Genomic DNA, 17,889 nt, shown 5'->3' on the forward strand with positions numbered 1-17,889 from the left:
GCGGTCATCAACATGATTGCGCCTCATGCGCATGGTGGCTGCGTCCGCATCCTTACGGATTGACGAGACCTGAGACATTGCAGGCATTCCGCAGGGGCGGGATTCGCCGGTGATGTCTCTGTGTCGCACAATCCCGCCCCGCTGGAAATATTCATGGAAGCCCTGTTCAGCGCCTTTGTGCTAGTTGCCCTTGGGGAAATTGGCGACAAGACACAGCTATTATCTCTCGCGCTGATTCTCAAATTTCGCAAACCGTGGCCTATCCTCGCCGGCGTAGTGGTGGCGACCCTGCTCAACCACGGTGCCTCGGTCTGGTTTGGAGACTGGCTGGCCAGCACCATCCCCCTGGAGTGGCTGCGCTGGACTCTTGGCCTCAGCTTTATCGGCCTGGGCTTGTGGATGCTAATCCCGGACGCCGATGAAGAAGTGGAAGACAACCCTCGCTTCGGCCCTTTCCTTACCGCACTGGTGTTGTTCTTCATTGCTGAAATCGGCGACAAGACCCAGCTGGCCACCATCGCCCTGGCGATACAGTTCAAAGATCAGTTCTGGCCAGTACTAAGCGGCTCCACCCTGGGCATGATCGCCGCCAACCTGCCGGTCATCTGGCTGGCCCACCAATTCGGCAGCCAACAATTTGAAACCTGGGCCCATCGCATCAGCGCAGCGTTGTTCGTGGGTTTCGGGATAATTGCGCTTCTCGGCTGACGCAACCTCGTGTGGGAGGGCTCGTTCGACCGCGCCCACACAAAACGACTGTTGCGCCCGCCGTACACACTCCAACCTGATACAATCAGCCCCTTTTGCGTGCATGCCTGTTGCGTGCTCCCTGTTTGCGAGTCCTCTGCCATGGCCCTCACCGCCACCATCTACAAAGCTGAACTCACCGTTTCCGATATGGACCGGGATTATTACGCCACCCATAATCTGACAGTAGCCTTGCACCCCTCGGAAACCGAATCACGAATGATGTTGCGGCTACTGGCCTTTGCTCTCAACGCCCATGAAGATCTGGCCTTCTCTCGAGGCCTGTCCAACCCGGAAGAACCAGACCTGTGGCAACGCCATCCCAACGACACCCTTGCCCACTGGATCGAGTTGGGCATGCCCGATGAGAAACGCCTGCGTAAAGCGTGTGGCCTGGCGGAACAGGTTACCCTGTATTGTTATGGCCCACGGGCGCCACAGGTATGGTGGGACAGCATGAAGAACAAGGTGCGTCGCTTCGATAACCTGACCATCATCCACGTGGATGCAGACAGCGAAGCCACACTGGCCACCTGCGCTCAGCGGGCCATGCAGTTACAGGCGATGATTCAGGATGGCCAGGTCTGGTTCGGCACCACGGAACAGAGCGAAGAAATCACGCTTTCGCAATGGTACCCCTGACTCTCATTCTTGTATGACGCCCCGGCATTTGGTGGTCGCGCCTTCCGCTGTGCTACATTCACTCTCTATACGCACATCAACGCATTGCCGACACGGAGTTCGCCACATGCCCGCCACACCACCGCCACTGCTTGAACATCTTTCCCAACACTGGAAAGGCCTGCTGGTTACCGGCATCGTTTTTATTGTCCTCGGCACTCTAGGTCTTGGCGCTACGGGGTTGTTCACTTTGATCAGCGTGTTCTGGATTGGTGGACTTTTACTGCTGGCCGGCTTGATTCAAATCCTTCAGGCGTTCCGCACCCCCACGCTCTCACGCAGCTTGCCGTTTCTGATGATCGGCTTGCTCTATGCGTTGCTTGGAGGCTATATGATGGCCCGCCCTGCCGTCGCCGCCGGTGGACTGACCCTGATTATCGGCGCCGCCATCGCGCTTATCTCCACTCTGCGGTTCTTGATCGCTTGGCATGTTCGCGGTAGTACCCATACCTTTTTGCTAATCATTAGTGCACTGATCGGCCTAGCCTTAGCGTGGATGATTTTTGCGCAATGGCCGCAATCTGGGCAGTGGGTGATCGGGCTATTTCTCGCCATTGAGTTGATCATGAATGGCTGGATGTTGGTGATGGTGGCCCTGAGTGCCCGCCAATATCAGCACCGGGACTTTTAGCCGCGCCCTCACTCTCTACAACGTATAAAGAATCGCGCCATGAAAAAAAGCATCCTAGGGATTGGTGTGTTGGCGCTGGTGGCGTTCACCGTTTGGTGGCTACGGGATGCCCCTCTTGATGACACAGCCCGACAATGGCTGGACACAACCCCCAATGATGACAACCCGGCTTATGCCTACCTGCTCGGGTTTGGTGTGCCCGCTACACAATCACCTGCGCAACAGGGGCATGAGCTGGCGCAGCGACAAAAAGTACATCCGGAGCTGGTGCTTCCCAATGCCTACCCGAAGCTGAACAACACACCTCTGCTCTGCCATCCTATGACGGCTGCCTGCCTACTAGAGCAGCAGGAAAAAAAAGCACAAGCCAAAGCCTTGATCAGCCGCTATCAATTTCTCATAGATCGCTACCAAACCTTTCTGGAATTCTCTTATTTTTCTGACAACACGCCGCCTCGCCTGAACGCCACCTTTCCCGAGTACAACCTGTTGGTTTGCGCTTCACGGCTGCAATCACTGGCTTGGGCCAACAGCGCCGCTCCCGGCCCCGCGCTGCTCACCGAGATTCAGCAGCTGCGCCAATGGCTGGCCCAAGACCACAGTCTGATCAGCAAAATGGTTGCCAATGCCATCCTTGCGGAAAAACTGCAGTTAGTGGCACTTCTCGTGCAGCAGAAGGCTATGCCGGCACCGGTGCTGACCCCCCTGACTTCAGCAGAAAAAAGTTTCCATTCACCAATGAAAAAAGAATTCACCCTGATGGCGCATTTCTTTTTGGAAGAACAATACCGGGAAGGTAACCAGCAGGCGACGTGGACTGAAAAGCTACAATTCAAGGCGGGCCTGAAAAAGCATATCAGCGTAAACCGCATGCTCCCGTTATATCAGCACTATGCAAAACTCGCGGGGCAGCCCGCTGATGTTATTCAAGCAGATAACATTCAGCCGGCCCGCGCTACAACAGGGCAAGCCATACGCAACCCCATTGGTAATGTGTTACTGGAAACCGCCACCCCAGACTTCAAACGATACCTGTTTCGCCTGGTGCATCTAGACGCCCGCCTAGCATTGCTGAATCAGCTTGAAAATACGAAGAAAGACAGCCCCGTGAGTAACCCTTGGACCCCTGGCAAAGATGACACGCTCACCCGCCAAGACCAACAGCTATGCTTCAGGCATGCACCAGACAATGACCGCTATAGCGCCTGCTTACCTTTACTGTAAATAGCGTCACGTAAGCGATTACCCTTTTGTGCAGAAACAGGCCAGCTTACGATACACTTTCGCCGCAGGGTTATACGCGGCATGCAGCTCTACATACTGCGCTGATTGACTCTCGCCATCAGTTCCTCAGCCGATTCCTTACGCTCGGAATAACGGTCGGTGAGATAGTCACTACGGTCACGGGTCAAATAGGTGAATTTCACCAACTCTTCTATGACATCCACAATACGATCGTAGAAACCGGAGGGTTTCATACGATCATTATCATCAAATTCCAGAAATGCTTTCGGCACCGAAGACTGGTTTGGAATAGTGACCATGCGCATCCAGCGACCCAGCACACGTAGCTGGTTTACCGCATTGAACGACTGGGAGCCACCACTGACTTGCATCACCGCCAGGGTCTTCCCCTGGGTCGGACGTACCGCCCCAAGCGATAAAGGAATCCAATCGATCTGTGCTTTCATAATGCCCGTCATGGCACCGTGCCGTTCCGGAGAGCACCACACCATACCTTCGCACCAAGTCACCATATCGCGCAGTTCCTGCACCTTAGGGTGGCTAGCATCTTCACTGTCGGGCAGAGGCAAACCATCAGCATGGAAAATTTTTGCTTCTGCACCCATGGCCTCCAGCAATCGAGCGGCTTCCTGAACCACTAGGCGACTAAAGGAACGCTGACGGAGTGATCCATATAGCAACAGGATGCGCGGCTTATGAGTAGACGGCTGGGCCCGGAATACGCTGTCAGTAGTGGGACGCTGAAAGCAGTCATTATCGAGATTGGGTAGATCGTTCATGGCACGGTAACTTCTTTCGTAATAATTGAGGCTAGCTTCGCGACAAGCATCGTTTACCCTCACTGAAAAAGTCTCAGTGGGAGCAGACAGACGCTTGATCATTAACGGTTTTTATTCGCTATTAATGCTATTGGCTGGCTTCTTCAAACCAGTGCGAGGTACGGTTGATAATCGCTACCAGTGACAACATCACAGGCACCTCCACCAGCACCCCGACCACGGTCGCCAAGGCCGCACCAGAATGCAGACCGAACACACTGATAGCCACCGCCACAGCCAACTCGAAGAAGTTACTGGTACCGATCAAGCAGGCCGGGCCTGCCACGTTATGCTTCAACCTCAGCCGTTTTGCCGCCCAGTAGGCAATAGCAAAAATACCGTAGGTCTGGATCAATAGCGGAATAGCAATGAGCACGATGGCCATGGGCTTGGCAAGAATAGTTTCCGCCTGGAAACCAAATAGCAGCACCACTGTGGCCAACAGGCCCATCACGCTGACGGGCTTGAGCCGATGAACAAAGGCGGCAACCCTCTTCTCGCTCCCCAGCCAATGACGTGTTGCCATTCCCGCCAGTAATGGCATAACCACATAGAGCACCACTGACAGCACCAAGGTATCCCAAGGCACGGCAATATCACTCACCCCCAGTAACAAACCGGCAATCGGCGCAAAGGCAAATACCATAATGATATCGTTCACCGACACTTGTACCAGGGTGTAATTCGCATCGCCCTTAGTAAGCTGGCTCCACACAAACACCATGGCCGTGCAGGGCGCCACACCCAACAGGATCATACCGGCGATGTACTCTGTCGCCGTTTGCGGATCCACCCAACCGGCGAAAAAAACCTTGAAAAATAACCAGCCTAAAGCCGCCATGGTGAACGGCTTTATCAGCCAGTTAACCACCAAAGTCAGCAGTAGCCCGCGTGGGTTCCTGCCGACTTTTTTAATCGCGGTGAAATCAATCTGAATCATCATCGGGTAAACCATTACCCAGATGAATACTGCTACGGCCAAATTCACATGGGCATACTCGAAACCGGCAACCGATTCAAAGACACCGGGAACGGCTACGCCCAAGCCCACGCCAACAGCAATGGCCAATGCCACCCAGACACTGAGATATCGTTCAAAAAACGGCATTACTGATTATCCATTTCGCGGTGAATTTTTTGCGCTGTTGCGATCAACCCCAATGGGTTCATCGATTCAAAATCCAGCGCTGCCAGAGCTTCTACGCGAGCATGCAGTTCGTTATAGGTAACCTCAAAAGCCCCACGAATCTCGTCGTCAGTTCCCGTTGCATGGGCCGGGTCTTCCAGGCCCCAATGCACTTTCTGGGTATCACCCAACCACACCGGGCAGGACTCACCCGCGGCGGCATCACAAACCGTGATCACCAGATCAATCTTTTCCCCTTCCAGATCATCCATGGACTTGGAGCTGGGAGTGTTCACCGGCACACCGTGGCGGGCGAGCACAGCCAAAGCGTTTTCATTGACCTTACCGGTAGGCATGCTGCCGGCACTCAATCCGTGCAACTTACCCTTCCCCAGATGATCAGCCAGCGCTTCACCAATGATGGAGCGACAGGAATTACCGGTGCACAAAAACAAGACATTCAGTGGTGTATTCATAACCTTTTCTCGTCTTTCAGCCGCAGCACGCGGCACTGGGAAGAGTGATATTCAACGCATCTCGGGCGGGCACTACCAATGCATTAATGGCCGCTGCAGCCCACTCCGGCAAGGCCGGGTTCAGCTGGTAATGCATCCAGGTGCCCTGTCGCCGGGCGACCACCAGTTCGCACTGGCGCAACTGGGCAAGATGCCGGGACACGGTAGATTGTGGCGCCTGCATGGCATCGACCAAATCACACACGCAGACCTCTGCTTGACCGTGCAACAAGCAGATCAGGCTGAGGCGGATATCATCGCCAAGGCATTTACAGAGCTGAGTAGGTGTGAGCATGTGCGCATAGTATATTCATATATTCGGAAATACGGATATTATAGAGGCAAGCATTAAGGGTCAAGCTGCAACACTGCCCGTTTGTGGCCATCCGATAACCAAAAAATTGCCGCCGGAATAGGCACAAGCGGAGAGATAGCGCGCGGAATCAGTCCAAAAAAAACCCGGCACGTAGCCGGGTTTTTCATGCTGCGGGCGGCAACTTTGTTAGCTTTTCAACTTCTCTTCAATTTCATCAATGCTGATGTGCCGCACATCCTTACCTTTCACCAAATAGATAACCTGCTCACCGATATTACGGGCATGGTCACCAATGCGTTCCAGGGCACGCAGAGACCAAATGATGTTGAGTACTCGAGTGATAGAGCGAGGATCTTCCATCATGAAGGTCGCTAAAGAACGCATGGCACTGGCGTATTCAATGTCTACTTCATTATCTTCCGCCGCCACGGTCAGGGCTTTATGGGCGTCAAAGCGGGCAAAGGCATCCAGGGCATCACGCAACATATTGCGCACATGGTTACCGATATGCCGTACTTCCACGTAACCGCGAGGTGACTCGCCCTCTTCAGCCAGCTGCAACCCCATGCGGGCAATTTTGGCCGACTCATCACCAATGCGCTCTAGATCAGATACCGCTTTAGACACAGCAATGATTAAACGCAGATCCGAAGCCGCCGGCTGACGCAAAGCCAGCACCTTGGTGCATTCCTCGTCGATGAGGATTTCCAGCTTATCGACCTTCTTTTCGGTTTCTATGACTTTTTCAGCTAGCGCAGAGTCAGCCTGCAGCAATGCCTGCAATGCATCCACCACCTGTTTTTCCACCAAACCGCCCATTTCCATCAGGTGGTTACGGATAGATTCCAACGCGGCGTTAAACTGGGTCGAGCTATGCTCGCCAAAATGCATACGGTCCATTATCTTGTTCTCCTTACCCGCACGTTAACCGAAGCGGCCAGTGATATAAGCTTCCGTCAGATCATGCTCGGGTTTGGTGAACACGGTCTCGGTATCATTCATTTCCACCAGACGCCCTAAATGGAAATAAGCGGTACGGCTAGATACCCGCGCGGCCTGCTGCATGGAGTGAGTCACGATAGCGATGGTGTAAGACTCGCTCAGCTCGCTGATCAATTCTTCGATTTTGGCGGTGGCAATTGGGTCCAGCGCTGAACAGGGCTCATCCATCAGCACCACTTCCGGGCTCACCGCAATGGTGCGGGCAATACACAGACGCTGCTGCTGACCACCAGACAAACCCGTGCCCGGTGCGTGCAAACGATCCTTCACTTCCTCCCACAAACCCGCTTTGCGCAGGCTGGTTTCTACGATTTCATCCAGGTCATATTTCTTATTAGCCAGGCCGTGTATGCGCGGGCCATAGGCCACGTTGTCATAGATAGACTTAGGGAACGGGTTAGGCTTTTGGAACACCATGCCCACCCGAGCGCGCAATTCCACCACATCCAGTTTAGGGTCATAAAGATCCTGACTTTCCAGATGCAGGCTGCCTTTCACCTTACAAATATCGATGGTGTCGTTCATGCGATTCAGGCAACGCAAAAAGGTAGATTTACCGCAGCCGGAAGGGCCGATCAGTGACACCACCTCATTCTTTCCGATGTCTAGGCTAACACCGTGAATCGCCTGATTATCATCGTAGAATACCTCCACATCGCGCAGGCGCATTTTGGGGTCATCCACGAAGGGGTTGCCCACGGTCTGGTCTGGATAGGGGGTGTCTTGTGTCATCGTTACCTGCTCGTTAATGGCCTTATCTCTGGCCGCATCATTGGTGTCCAGAGCCGGTTTGTCCAATTGCTGTGCGGTTTCCATTGCTCGATTCCTCTTTATCCGTCTGTTACCAGCGCCGCTCAAGGCGCTTACGCAGAATCACCGCCAAGGTGTTCATGGTAATCAGGAAAGCCAGTAGCACCATGATGGCGGCGGACGCCAGGGCTTCGAAAGATTGTTCCGGGCTGTCTGCCCAAAGATAAATTTGCACCGGCAATACTGTTGCGGCATCCAACGGGTCAGCGGGCAAATCTACGATAAAGGCCACCATGCCAATCATCAGCAGCGGTGCTGTTTCACCCAGTGCCTGGGCCATGCCAATGATGGCGCCGGTGAGCATGCCGGGGAGCGCTAGCGGCAGTACATGGTGCAACACCACCTGCATCTTCGACGCGCCTAGCCCCATGGCGGCCTGACGAATACTGGGCGGCACCGCCTTGATCGCCGCACGGCTGGAAATGATCACCGTAGGCAGGGTCATCAGCGTTAATACTATACCCCCTACCAACGGCACTGACCGGGGCAAGCCAAACAAGCCTATTATCACTGCCAAGCCCAACAGGCCGAAGATGATCGACGGCACGGCGGCCAGGTTGTTGATATTCACTTCAATGAAATCAGTGAAGCGGTTCTTTGGCGCAAACTCTTCCAGGTAGACAGCTGCCGCGACACCAATGGGAAAGCTCAGCAGCAACGTCACAATCATCGTGAACAAGGAACCAAGAATAGCACCCAAAATACCGGCTTGCTCCGGTTCACGGGAGTCACCGTAACTGAAAAGCGACCGATTGAAGACCATACGAGTTTCGCCGGACGCTTCCAGCTCCGCCACCCATGCCTGCTGCTTGTCATTAAGACGGCTGTCTTCGCGTTGCTCTTCGTTCGCCTTGAGAAACAAATCCACATCATCGTCGGCCAATAGCCATAGAGTTCGTGTCTCTCCCAACAGGGCCGGCTCTTCGCGAAGCATATCGCGCAGAGCATAACCAGCCCCGGTGCTCACCAGCTGGTTAAGCGAGCGAACGTCCAAGCGTGACTCCACGCCAGGGAACCGCTCTGCCAGAGCGTCACGAATGACCCCTTGGTAATTACCGTAGTTAAGCTGCTCCGCATCGCGGGGGTCACTGACATCCAACACCTCCGCATCGAAGGTAATCGGCAACTGAATTTCATATTCAACGAAGGCACTGTGGCCCTTGCCGATGATGTCAGTGAACAACAACAGCAAGGCCATCAAACCAATGCCGATGGAGGCCATACCATAGGCTTTGAAACGTTTCTCTGCCCGGTAGCGTCGGGCCAGCGTCTTACGCACTTTTTCTGTGGTTTTGCTCATAACTTTCTCCCGACGCTAGTCGTACTGCTCGCGGTATTTCTTCACGATGTGCAGCGCGAAGATATTCATAACCAGGGTTGTGATGAACAACATCAGGCCTAGGGCAAACGCCGCCAGGGTTTTGGCACTGTCGAATTCCTGGTCACCGGTCAGCAACGTAACGATCTGCACGGTAATGGTAGTGACCGCTTCCAGTGGGTTGGCAGTAAGGTTAGCGGCCAAGCCGGCGGCCATGACCACAATCATGGTTTCACCAATGGCTCGGGACGCGGCTAGCAAAATGCCCCCCATAATCCCCGGTAATGCCGCCGGAAAAATCACTTTCTTGATGGTTTCGCTTTTGGTTGCCCCCAATCCCAAGGAGCCATCGCGCATGGACTGGGGCACCGCAGTAATCACGTCATCGGCAAGCGATGAGACAAACGGAATAATCATCACGCCCATCACCAAGCCTGCGGCCAGGGCCGACTCCGACGCCACATCTAACCCCACGGCTTCACCCATGCCGCGAATAAACGGAGCCACTGTCAACGCAGCAAAAAAACCGTAAACCACCGTGGGCACCCCGGCCAACACTTCCAGGGCCGGCTTGGCCACCGTGCGCACTCGCTTGCTGGCGTACTCCGATAGATAAATAGCGGACATCAACCCCACCGGAACCGCCACCAATAAGGCAATCGCAGAGATCAACATAGTGCCCATGAACAAGGGCACCGCACCAAAAGCGCCGCCAGAGGCAACCTGGTCAGCCCGCAGGGCAGTCTGTGGACTCCACTGCAAGCCGAATAAGAAATCGGTCACCGGCACCTTGCCGAAGAACCGGATCGATTCGAACAGCACCGACATAACGATGCCCACGGTGGTAAGGATCGCTACCGTGGCACACAGCATGAACAGCGTCTGCAGTACGCGCTCCACCTGCTGACGGGCGCGCAATTGCGGCGATACTTTCAGCCAGGCCCAGGTGCCGCCCAACATACACAGCACAATAATCACCACGGTCAGCGCCATGGCGCTGGTCTGGCGCAATGACTGCAGATGCTCCGCCGCTGCGGCAATCGGCGGCTCCACGAAATTAGTCGGTAGCGCACCACTGGCCACATTCTGAATTTTGCTAAGCGTCAGGTTATAGCTGGAGGCATCCGTCGGTTGCAGCTCCACCGGCAAGCTGCCCAGCACTTGCTGGCGGATGATGTTGTCATCAAATGCTAACCACAGCCCCAGCACGATTAAGGCGGGAATCGCGCACCACATAGCCGAACGCATGGCGAAGTAAAACGGCAATGAGTGCAGGTGGCGAATGCCGCCCAGCGGGCGGGCCAGCGCAAAGGAGCGGCGAAGCCCCAAGTAGTAAGCGCCGGCCACCATCACTACCAGCAGCAACAGCAGGTTTCCGGTTTGCATGTATCACTCCGATCGGATTTGCTCAACCAAGATCACCGCGGCAATCTTGGTGGAACAAACACACCTTTTCAGGGGCGAAAAAGCCCGGCGGCAAACACCACCGGGCCAAAAGCATCCGTGCTTCTTTATTATTCCCTTGCTTACAGCTCGTTGCCGGTCATGGGCTTCAGGCTACGCGCCTGTTTAGCCATGGACTTGCGCAGATCATCAGCCAGCGGGATCAAGCCTTTCTCGCTCAGGTACCCCTGATCACCCCACGCTTTCTCGCTGGTGAACTCTTTCACGTAACCCTCGATACCCGGCACCACACCTACATGCGCTTTCTTCACGTAGAAGTACAAAGAGCGGGATACCGGGTATTCGCCAGAACCGATCGCTTCGAAAGTGGGCTCAACACCGCCAACATTTGCAGCTTGCACCACACCGCGGTTCTGATCCAGGAAGGAGTAACCGAACACACCGAAGGCATTCGGATTTTTTTCCAACTTCTGCACGATCAGGTTGTCGTTTTCACCGGCTTCAACATAGACACCGTCCTCACGCACACTGCGGCAAATCGCTTTGTACTTGGACTTATCTTCACCCTTAATGGCTTTTAGCCATGGGAAGGTTTTACAGCCACCTTCAATGGCCAGTTCGTTGAATGCATCACGAGTACCGGAAGTCGGCGGCGGGCCTAGCACTTCGATCTTCACGTTCGGCAGGGCTGGGTTAATCTCTTTCCAGGTTTTGTAAGGGTTAGCAACCAGCTCTTCACCGCCTTTCGGGTTCGGCACATCCTTGGCCAGGGCCAGGAAAACTTCGCGCAGGGACAGATCGATGTGCTTACCTTTCACCGAGTTGGCAATCACGATGCCGTCATAACCTACCTTCACCTCGGTAATGTCTTTCACACCGTTGCTCTGGCACAGCTCAAACTCGGATTTCTTCATCCGGCGAGAAGCATTGGTAATGTCCGGGTGCTGAGTTCCGACGCCCTGGCAAAACAGCTTCATGCCGCCGCCGGAACCGGTGGATTCAATTTTCGGGGTGGCGTTACCGGTACGCCCAAAACGCTCGGCCACTACGGTGGCGAACGGGTATACCGTGGATGAACCCACGATGGAAATGGTGTCACGAGCCATCGCGGTACCCGGAGCGCTGGCCATGGCCAGAGCAGCAGCGGCACCTGCCAGTGTTGCTTTCATTTTAACGTTCACAATAAGCCTCCTAGTTTTGGCACCGGCGCTTGTAGGAAGTATCCACCCCGGTTTGTCTTGCGCGTGTTGCAAGCCAGTTCATGTTTCAGCACAGCGCATGCTAGAGAGGGTTTGTGACAACGACATTACACTGAGATCAGATTCAGGCTACAGACACCCTAGCCCAGCCCACACCCGGAATGCGTGCTGCCTGTGGCGTTTTCCGTATAATGCCTGTTTTCTCGCTATCCCCTGACAATAATGACAAAACAGAACCTACAGAACGGCCAGCAATGGCTGACCGCTTTTACCACCACCATCGGCCGCGGCAGCGCTTGGCTGGCGCTGCTGCTAGTACTGGGCATAGTGCTAGTCGTCGTTCTGCGCTATGGGTTCAACATCGGCAACATTGCCCTGCAAGAATCCCTGACCTATCTGCACGGCAGCCTCTTTATGTTAGCCATCGCCTACACCTTGGCCGAAGACGAACATGTCCGGGTGGATGTGCTCTACCAGCGTTTTAGCCCGCGCGGGCAGGCCTGGGTGAATCTGCTAGGCACCCTGTTTTTGCTGCTGCCCATCTGCGTAGCAATTTTCTGGTTATCTCTGGATTATGTGGCCAGTAGCTGGCGCGAGCAGGAGGGCTCCGCCAACGGCGGCCTGCCCTATGTCTATCTGCTAAAAAGCCTGTTGCTAGTGCTGCCCGCATTGCTGAGTGTGCAGGCATTGGCTGAACTGCTACGCCATGGGCTAACGTTACTTGGCGCCCCCCTTCCCCCACGCACCACCGAACATGAGAAACACCCGGAGGAGGGCCTGTGATGGAATGGCTTCCCTTGTCCATGTTTGTGGCCGTATGCGTGGTATTGCTTACCGGCTACCCAGTGGCCTTTGCCCTAGGCGGCACCGCGCTGCTGTTTGCAGCTGGCGGCATGCTTACCGGTACCTTTTCTCCTTCTGACCTGAGTTTTGTGCCCAACCGACTATTCGGGATCATCGAAAACAGCACACTAATGGCGGTACCCCTGTTCGTATTCATGGGCGTGATGCTAGAGAAATCTCGGGTGGCGGAAAAACTGCTGTCCAGCATGGGCCAGCTATTCGGGCCACTCCCTGGCGGCATGGGGCTAGCGATTATTTTGGTGGGCGCCCTGCTCGCCGCCAGCACCGGCATTGTCGGCGCCACCGTGGTCACTATGGGCCTGCTCTCGCTGCCCACCATGCTTCGTCAGGGCTATCAACCACAGTTATCCACCGGGCTGATCTGCGCCACCGGCACCCTCGGGCAGATTATCCCCCCCTCCATAGCCCTGGTATTACTGGGTGATGTGCTGGCTAACGCCTATCAGGACATCCAGCTCAAGCAGGGCCTGTGGTCGCTGGATACCGTGTCGGTGGGCGATTTATTTGTCGGCGCCCTGATTCCCGGGCTGATTTTAGTAGGGCTGTACCTGTTCTATGTGGTGGCAATCAGCCTGTTAAAACCCCAATGGGCTCCCGCCTTTGCGCCCGCCGACGGTGAACGCCGTAGCTGGCGGGCCCTGCTTGGCGGCCTGATCCCGCCGCTACTGTTGATCGCCGCGGTGCTGGGCTCCATTCTCACCGGCAAGGCCACCCCCACGGAAGCCGCCGGCGTCGGCGCCTTTGGTGCCCTGCTGCTGGGGGCAGCCAATCGACACCTGAACAGAACCATCCTTGGCGAGGTGGTCCGTGCCACCAGCCGAGTCACCGCCATGGTGTTCATGATCCTGATCGGTGCCAGCCTGTTTTCACTGGTGTTCCGGGGCTTTGGCGGCGAGGAAGCGGTGCATAATCTGTTTGCCGCCATGCCCGGTGGAGTGATCGGTGCCACCGTCATGGTGATGCTGCTGATTTTCCTGCTCGGCTTCATTCTCGACTTTATCGAGATCACCTTTGTGGTAGTGCCGATTGTCGCCCCGGTGCTACTGGGCATGGGGCTGGACCCCATCTGGCTTGGCGTAATGATTGCATTGAACTTGCAAACTTCGTTTCTGACCCCACCCTTCGGATTCGCGCTGTTTTATCTACGCGGGGTGGCGCCGGCAGAGGTTAAAACCACGCACATTTATCAGGGCGTGATACCCTTTATCTTTATACAATTAATCATGCTGGGCATTCTGGCGCTGTTCCCTGAACTCGCCACCTGGCTGCCTCATGCGCTCTACGGATAATAAAATGACAGACCACACTGACGACATGCCCCAGCCAATTGGCACCCTTGCCATCCAAACCATTGCCATGCCACAAAGCGCCAACTGGAATGGGGATATTTTCGGCGGCTGGCTGGTCTCCCAGATGGACCTGGCCGGTGCCGTCACCGCCCGCAAAAAAGCCCGTGGCCGTGTGGCCACCGTAGCCATTGATTCCATGGCGTTCCTGCGACCGGTCCCCGTGGGCGCCGTTGTCAGCTGCTACACCCAGCTACAGGACATCGGCCGCAGCTCCATGCAGATTTTGGTGGAAGTATGGATTCGCGAAGATTCCGGCACCTTGTCGAAAGTTACCGAAGGGCATTTCACTTTCGTAGCGATTGACGACACGGGCCGCACCCGGGCAGTGCCACGGGATTAACCGCCAACCGCTAGTGACACGCCGTAACGCGGGCCGTCCCACGGGCCAGGCCCCTGCCGCGCTTTTAACCTTTAACTTGTAGCTCGCTGCGCACATTCATGTACGACTGCTCCGCCACCGTCATAGATTGCAACGACTGATCCCGGAAACCGCGATAGGAGTCGTATACCTTACGTGCGTCCTTGTTGTCCGCCACGAGGGTTTCGATCACATCATCGCTGGCATCCTTCAGGGCCTTAAGCACATCGTCCGGCAGGCGACGCAACTTCACCCCATGCTTGTTAACCAGCTCATCCAAGGCGGCATTATTGCGGGCGGTGTATTCATCCAGCATGTCCTGGTTTTCGGACTGGGCCGCGTAGCGAATGATCGCCTGCAGGTCTGCGGGAAGGCCTTCCCACACCTTTTTGTTAATGGTCAGCTCTAGCGTTGGGCCGGGCTCTTGCCAGCCCGGATAGTAGTAGTACTCAGCTACCCGGTGCAGGCCAAAGGTCAGGTCGTTGTAGGGCCCAACCCAGTCCGCCGCATCAATGGCCCCGGTTTGCAGCGAGGTAAACACCTCGGCACCCGGCAGCTGTACCGGGGTAGCACCCACCTTGCCCAACACTTCCCCAGCCAGGCCTGGCATACGCATCTTCAACCCTTTCAGGTCTTCAATGCTGTTGATTTCTTTATTGAACCAGCCCGCCATTTGCGTACCGGTGTTACCACAGGCAAAAGGCTTAAGATTGAACTGGGCATACAAGTCATCCCACAGTTCCTGCCCCCCGCCATGGTGCAGCCAGCCATTCATTTCCTGGGCTGTGAGCCCAAAGGGCACAGCGGTGAAAAACGGCGTGGCAGGATGTTTTCCTTTCCAATAATAGGCAGCCCCATGGCCCATTTCCGCACTGCCCTGGCGTACCGCGTCAAACACCTCAAAGGCCGGCACCAATTCTTTGGCGCCATAAACCTTGATCTTAATTCGCCCGGCCGACATTTCTTCCACCCGTTTGGCAAAGCGGTTGGCGCCCGCACCCAACCCCGGATAGTTCTTTGGCCAAGTGGTAACCATTTTCCATTCATAGGTCTGTGGCCTGAGTTTTTTCTCCTCAGGTTCCGGCGGTGTCACCACCGCCTTGTCTGTCGGCGGGCAATCTTTCTGTTCACAGCCGGCCAGCGCCAAGCCTCCCAGCCCCAAACCTAGGGCAGAAACAAATTTACGGCGATCCAATGGGACATCCTCCGATAGTGAGCGGCAGTTCTGCCGCTTTCGGTTTATTTTTGCAGCCTGACACTACATGCCAATGCCAGACCGTCTTTCGTTTCAGCGTCAGGCATCAGGGGGGCGAGAATCAAGCGAGCCGCCAGCCCTATATCACTTCCAGCCGAGCGTATTGGCTAACCAGCCATTTGGTGCCCGCGCCATCGAAATTGATTTGTAGGCGCGCATTAGGCCCCTGCCCTTCAAATTGCAAAATCGTACCTTCCCCGAATTTCGGGTGTAACACCCGAGCACCCAGGCTGATGCCGTTAGACTCGGTTTCACGAATGGGTTTAGCCGCACCGCCCATGGGCCGGCTGAACCCTGCACGGGCGCGAACTTCCTCCAGCGTTTCGGCGGGAATCTCTCGCAGAAAACGGCTGGGTGGATTGTAATTTTCGTTACCGTACAACCGGCGGCTTTCCGCGTGGGTCAGATACAGCTCGCGCATGGCCCGTGTCAGGCCCACGTAGCAAAGGCGGCGCTCTTCCGCCAACCGGCCCGGCTCTTCGCTGGACATCTTGTGGGGGAACAAGCCTTCTTCCATGCCGGTAATAAAGACCACCGGAAATTCCAGCCCCTTGGCCGAGTGCAGGGTCATCATCTGCACCGCGTCCTCGTGGGCGTCAGCCTGGCCCTCCCCGGATTCCAGCGCCGCGTGATCCAGAAATGCGGTGAGGCTATCGAGCTCGGAGTCCTCATCCTCATCACCGAATTCCCGGGTGGCAGAAAGCAGTTCGCGCAGGTTTTCCAGCCGCTGCTGGCCCTTCTCGCCCTTTTCCTTGCCATGAAATTCCAGCAACCCACTGGCTTCAATCACATGCTCGGTAGTTTCCGCCAACGACAACCCATCGCACTGCTGCTCCAGCTGGGCGATTAGATTCAGGAACACCGCCAACGCATTAATGGCTCGAGCGGTAAGCAACTGCTCACTAACGACTGCCTGGGCAGCGTCCCACAGGGACACGTTACGCTGCCGCGCCACCTCACGCAGGGTTTCTAGGGTCTTGTTGCCAATGCCGCGGGTGGGTGTGTTCACCACTCGCTCGAAGGCGGCATCCGCATGGCGGTGGCTGAGTAGGCGCAGATAGGCCAGTGCATTTTTGATTTCCACCCGCTCGAAGAAGCGTTGCCCGCCATAGATACGGTAGGGAATCCCCGCCTGCAGAAAAGCCTCTTCCAGCACCCGCGACTGGGCGTTGGAGCGGTACAGCACCGCCATTTCCCGCCGCGCGGTGCCTTCCTGAAATAGCTTATCCATGCGCCCGGCAATAAAGCGCGCTTCATCCACTTCATTGAAACCGGAATAGAGGCGGATCAAATCGCCATCGCCGCCCTCGGTCCACAGTTCCTTGCCTAGGCGGTCACTGTTATGGCCGATCACCGCGTTGGCCGCTTTCAGAATAGTGCCGGTGGAACGGTAATTCTGCTCCAAGCGAATGGTACGGGTATCCGGGAAGTCGCGGCTGAATTTGTGGATGTTCTCGATCTTGGCGCCACGCCAGCCATAAATGGACTGATCATCGTCACCGACAATGGTGACCGCATTATTTTCGTCCGCCAGCAACCGCAACCAGGCGTACTGGATGCTGTTGGTATCTTGGAACTCGTCTACCAAAATGTGCCGGAAGCGACGCTGGTAGTGGCCGCGCAGGTTGTCGTTGTCGCGGAACAGCTCCAGTACCCGTAGCAGCATTTCGTTGAAATCTACCAACCCGCCCCGCTCGCAGGCCTCTTCATAGGCGAAGTAGATCTTCTGCATGGTCAACGCGAACAGGTCGCCGCCGGTATCCATATGCCGAGCGCGGAGTCCTTCGTCTTTCTGACTATTAATAAACCAGGTGGCCTGACGGGCTGGCCAGCGTTGTTCATCCAGGCCCAATTCCTTGCTGACTCGCTTGATCAGCCGGATTTGGTCATCCGCATCAATGATCTGGAAGCCTTGGGGGAGACCGGCCTCCTGCCAGTGGGCGCGCAGCAGGCGATGGGCAATACCATGAAAAGTGCCCACCCACATGCCATCGGCAGACATGTCCAGCAGCTGCTCAATACGCCCGCGCATTTCCGCAGCGGCTTTGTTAGTAAAGGTCACCGCCAAAATACCGAACGGCGAAGCCTGTTCGGTGGCAATCTGCCAGGCGATACGGTGTACCAACACGCGGGTTTTGCCGGAACCGGCCCCCGCCAGCACCAGCAAGTGTTGATCATCGGCAGCCACCGCATCGCGCTGGGCCGGGTTCAAACCATCAATAAGGGAAGTCACGTCATCCATGGCGCGAAA

General features: G+C 55.8%; 18 protein-coding genes. 7 read left to right on the forward strand and 11 right to left on the reverse strand.

Features of this window, described 5'->3' with window-relative positions:
* The first annotated feature begins 153 nt into the window (after positions 1-153).
* From ABO_RS13660 to ABO_RS13675, 4 genes are all read left to right on the forward strand, one after another.
* Positions 154-708 carry a TMEM165/GDT1 family protein gene (locus ABO_RS13660; protein ID WP_041705170.1) on the forward strand — a complete coding sequence of 185 codons (555 nt, stop codon included), beginning with the start codon at positions 154-156 and terminating at the stop codon, positions 706-708.
* A gap of 141 nt (positions 709-849) precedes the next feature.
* The gene (locus ABO_RS13665) at positions 850-1,389 is read left to right on the forward strand and encodes a YaeQ family protein (protein ID WP_011589945.1); all 540 of its coding nucleotides are present in this window, start codon (positions 850-852) and stop codon (positions 1,387-1,389) included.
* A gap of 106 nt (positions 1,390-1,495) precedes the next feature.
* Positions 1,496-2,059 (forward strand): HdeD family acid-resistance protein, encoded by a 564-nt coding sequence (locus tag ABO_RS13670; RefSeq protein WP_011589946.1) that lies wholly within the window; start codon positions 1,496-1,498, stop codon positions 2,057-2,059.
* A gap of 39 nt (positions 2,060-2,098) precedes the next feature.
* On the forward strand, positions 2,099-3,283 hold the full coding sequence (locus ABO_RS13675; RefSeq protein WP_011589947.1) for a hypothetical protein: 1,185 nt from the start codon (positions 2,099-2,101) through the stop codon (positions 3,281-3,283).
* A gap of 89 nt (positions 3,284-3,372) precedes the next feature.
* Here the strand turns inward: ABO_RS13675 and arsH are convergent, their stop codons facing one another.
* From arsH to ABO_RS13720, 9 genes are all read right to left on the reverse strand, one after another.
* Positions 3,373-4,083, reverse strand: a complete 711-nt coding sequence (arsH, locus tag ABO_RS13680; RefSeq protein WP_035459839.1) for an arsenical resistance protein ArsH — start codon at positions 4,081-4,083, stop codon at positions 3,373-3,375.
* Positions 4,084-4,210: 127 nt separating this feature from the next.
* Positions 4,211-5,230 carry an ACR3 family arsenite efflux transporter gene (gene arsB, locus ABO_RS13685; protein ID WP_011589949.1) on the reverse strand — a complete coding sequence of 340 codons (1,020 nt, stop codon included), beginning with the start codon at positions 5,228-5,230 and terminating at the stop codon, positions 4,211-4,213.
* Positions 5,230-5,724 (reverse strand): arsenate reductase ArsC, encoded by a 495-nt coding sequence (locus tag ABO_RS13690; protein WP_011589950.1) that lies wholly within the window; start codon positions 5,722-5,724, stop codon positions 5,230-5,232. The genes arsB and ABO_RS13690 overlap by 1 nt, the downstream gene beginning before the upstream one ends.
* 16 nt (positions 5,725-5,740) lie before the next feature.
* Positions 5,741-6,058 (reverse strand): metalloregulator ArsR/SmtB family transcription factor, encoded by a 318-nt coding sequence (locus ABO_RS13695; protein ID WP_011589951.1) that lies wholly within the window; start codon positions 6,056-6,058, stop codon positions 5,741-5,743.
* Positions 6,059-6,265: 207 nt separating this feature from the next.
* Entirely contained in the window at positions 6,266-6,979 is a 714-nt protein-coding gene (gene phoU / locus ABO_RS13700) for a phosphate signaling complex protein PhoU (protein WP_011589952.1), read from the reverse strand.
* A gap of 24 nt (positions 6,980-7,003) precedes the next feature.
* Positions 7,004-7,897 (reverse strand): phosphate ABC transporter ATP-binding protein PstB, encoded by an 894-nt coding sequence (pstB, locus tag ABO_RS13705; protein WP_011589953.1) that lies wholly within the window; start codon positions 7,895-7,897, stop codon positions 7,004-7,006.
* 25 nt (positions 7,898-7,922) lie between these two features.
* A complete protein-coding gene (pstA, locus tag ABO_RS13710; RefSeq protein ID WP_011589954.1) occupies positions 7,923-9,191 on the reverse strand; it encodes a phosphate ABC transporter permease PstA in 1,269 nt (422 codons plus the stop codon).
* A 15-nt stretch (positions 9,192-9,206) separates the two neighbouring features.
* Positions 9,207-10,595 carry a phosphate ABC transporter permease subunit PstC gene (gene pstC, locus ABO_RS13715; protein WP_011589955.1) on the reverse strand — a complete coding sequence of 463 codons (1,389 nt, stop codon included), beginning with the start codon at positions 10,593-10,595 and terminating at the stop codon, positions 9,207-9,209.
* A gap of 140 nt (positions 10,596-10,735) precedes the next feature.
* Positions 10,736-11,782 carry a substrate-binding domain-containing protein gene (locus ABO_RS13720; protein WP_011589956.1) on the reverse strand — a complete coding sequence of 349 codons (1,047 nt, stop codon included), beginning with the start codon at positions 11,780-11,782 and terminating at the stop codon, positions 10,736-10,738.
* Positions 11,783-12,034: 252 nt separating this feature from the next.
* Between ABO_RS13720 and ABO_RS13725 the strand changes: the two genes are divergently transcribed.
* From ABO_RS13725 to ABO_RS13735, 3 genes are read left to right on the forward strand one after another with little or no spacing between them, the layout of a single operon-like run.
* Positions 12,035-12,595, forward strand: a complete 561-nt coding sequence (locus ABO_RS13725; protein WP_011589957.1) for a TRAP transporter small permease subunit — start codon at positions 12,035-12,037, stop codon at positions 12,593-12,595.
* Complete coding sequence (locus ABO_RS13730) at positions 12,595-13,965, forward strand: TRAP transporter large permease (protein ID WP_011589958.1); 1,371 nt, start codon at positions 12,595-12,597, stop codon at positions 13,963-13,965. Before ABO_RS13725 ends, ABO_RS13730 begins: the two co-directional genes overlap by 1 nt.
* A gap of 4 nt (positions 13,966-13,969) precedes the next feature.
* A complete protein-coding gene (locus ABO_RS13735; RefSeq protein WP_041705177.1) occupies positions 13,970-14,365 on the forward strand; it encodes an acyl-CoA thioesterase in 396 nt (131 codons plus the stop codon).
* 64 nt (positions 14,366-14,429) lie between these two features.
* Here ABO_RS13735 and ABO_RS13740 read toward each other — a convergent pair whose 3' ends face one another.
* Both ABO_RS13740 and uvrD read right to left on the reverse strand, forming a co-directional pair.
* Complete coding sequence (locus ABO_RS13740; protein ID WP_035459827.1) at positions 14,430-15,578, reverse strand: TRAP transporter substrate-binding protein; 1,149 nt, start codon at positions 15,576-15,578, stop codon at positions 14,430-14,432.
* 139 nt (positions 15,579-15,717) lie between these two features.
* Positions 15,718-17,880 carry a DNA helicase II gene (gene uvrD / locus ABO_RS13745; protein WP_011589961.1) on the reverse strand — a complete coding sequence of 721 codons (2,163 nt, stop codon included), beginning with the start codon at positions 17,878-17,880 and terminating at the stop codon, positions 15,718-15,720.
* Positions 17,881-17,889: the final 9 nt, after the last annotated feature.

The organism is Alcanivorax borkumensis SK2 (assembly GCF_000009365.1).
GTDB lineage: Bacteria > Pseudomonadota > Gammaproteobacteria > Pseudomonadales > Alcanivoracaceae > Alcanivorax > Alcanivorax borkumensis.

Bases quoted from the DNA above. Each gene is read 5' to 3' on its own strand.
- ABO_RS13660 (WP_041705170.1), top strand. From the start codon at position 154: ATGGAAGCCCTGTTCAGCGCCTTTGTGCTAGTTGCCCTTGGGGAAATT.
- ABO_RS13665 (WP_011589945.1), top strand. From the start codon at position 850: ATGGCCCTCACCGCCACCATCTACAAAGCTGAACTCACCGTTTCCGAT.
- ABO_RS13670 (WP_011589946.1), top strand. From the start codon at position 1,496: ATGCCCGCCACACCACCGCCACTGCTTGAACATCTTTCCCAACACTGG.
- ABO_RS13675 (WP_011589947.1), top strand. From the start codon at position 2,099: ATGAAAAAAAGCATCCTAGGGATTGGTGTGTTGGCGCTGGTGGCGTTC.
- arsH (WP_035459839.1), bottom strand. From the start codon at position 4,083: ATGAACGATCTACCCAATCTCGATAATGACTGCTTTCAGCGTCCCACT.
- arsB (WP_011589949.1), bottom strand. From the start codon at position 5,230: ATGCCGTTTTTTGAACGATATCTCAGTGTCTGGGTGGCATTGGCCATT.
- ABO_RS13690 (WP_011589950.1), bottom strand. From the start codon at position 5,724: ATGAATACACCACTGAATGTCTTGTTTTTGTGCACCGGTAATTCCTGT.
- ABO_RS13695 (WP_011589951.1), bottom strand. From the start codon at position 6,058: ATGCTCACACCTACTCAGCTCTGTAAATGCCTTGGCGATGATATCCGC.
- phoU (WP_011589952.1), bottom strand. From the start codon at position 6,979: ATGGACCGTATGCATTTTGGCGAGCATAGCTCGACCCAGTTTAACGCC.
- pstB (WP_011589953.1), bottom strand. From the start codon at position 7,897: ATGGAAACCGCACAGCAATTGGACAAACCGGCTCTGGACACCAATGAT.
- pstA (WP_011589954.1), bottom strand. From the start codon at position 9,191: ATGAGCAAAACCACAGAAAAAGTGCGTAAGACGCTGGCCCGACGCTAC.
- pstC (WP_011589955.1), bottom strand. From the start codon at position 10,595: ATGCAAACCGGAAACCTGCTGTTGCTGCTGGTAGTGATGGTGGCCGGC.
- ABO_RS13720 (WP_011589956.1), bottom strand. From the start codon at position 11,782: ATGAAAGCAACACTGGCAGGTGCCGCTGCTGCTCTGGCCATGGCCAGC.
- ABO_RS13725 (WP_011589957.1), top strand. From the start codon at position 12,035: ATGACAAAACAGAACCTACAGAACGGCCAGCAATGGCTGACCGCTTTT.
- ABO_RS13730 (WP_011589958.1), top strand. From the start codon at position 12,595: ATGGAATGGCTTCCCTTGTCCATGTTTGTGGCCGTATGCGTGGTATTG.
- ABO_RS13735 (WP_041705177.1), top strand. From the start codon at position 13,970: ATGACAGACCACACTGACGACATGCCCCAGCCAATTGGCACCCTTGCC.
- uvrD (WP_011589961.1), bottom strand. From the start codon at position 17,880: ATGGATGACGTGACTTCCCTTATTGATGGTTTGAACCCGGCCCAGCGC.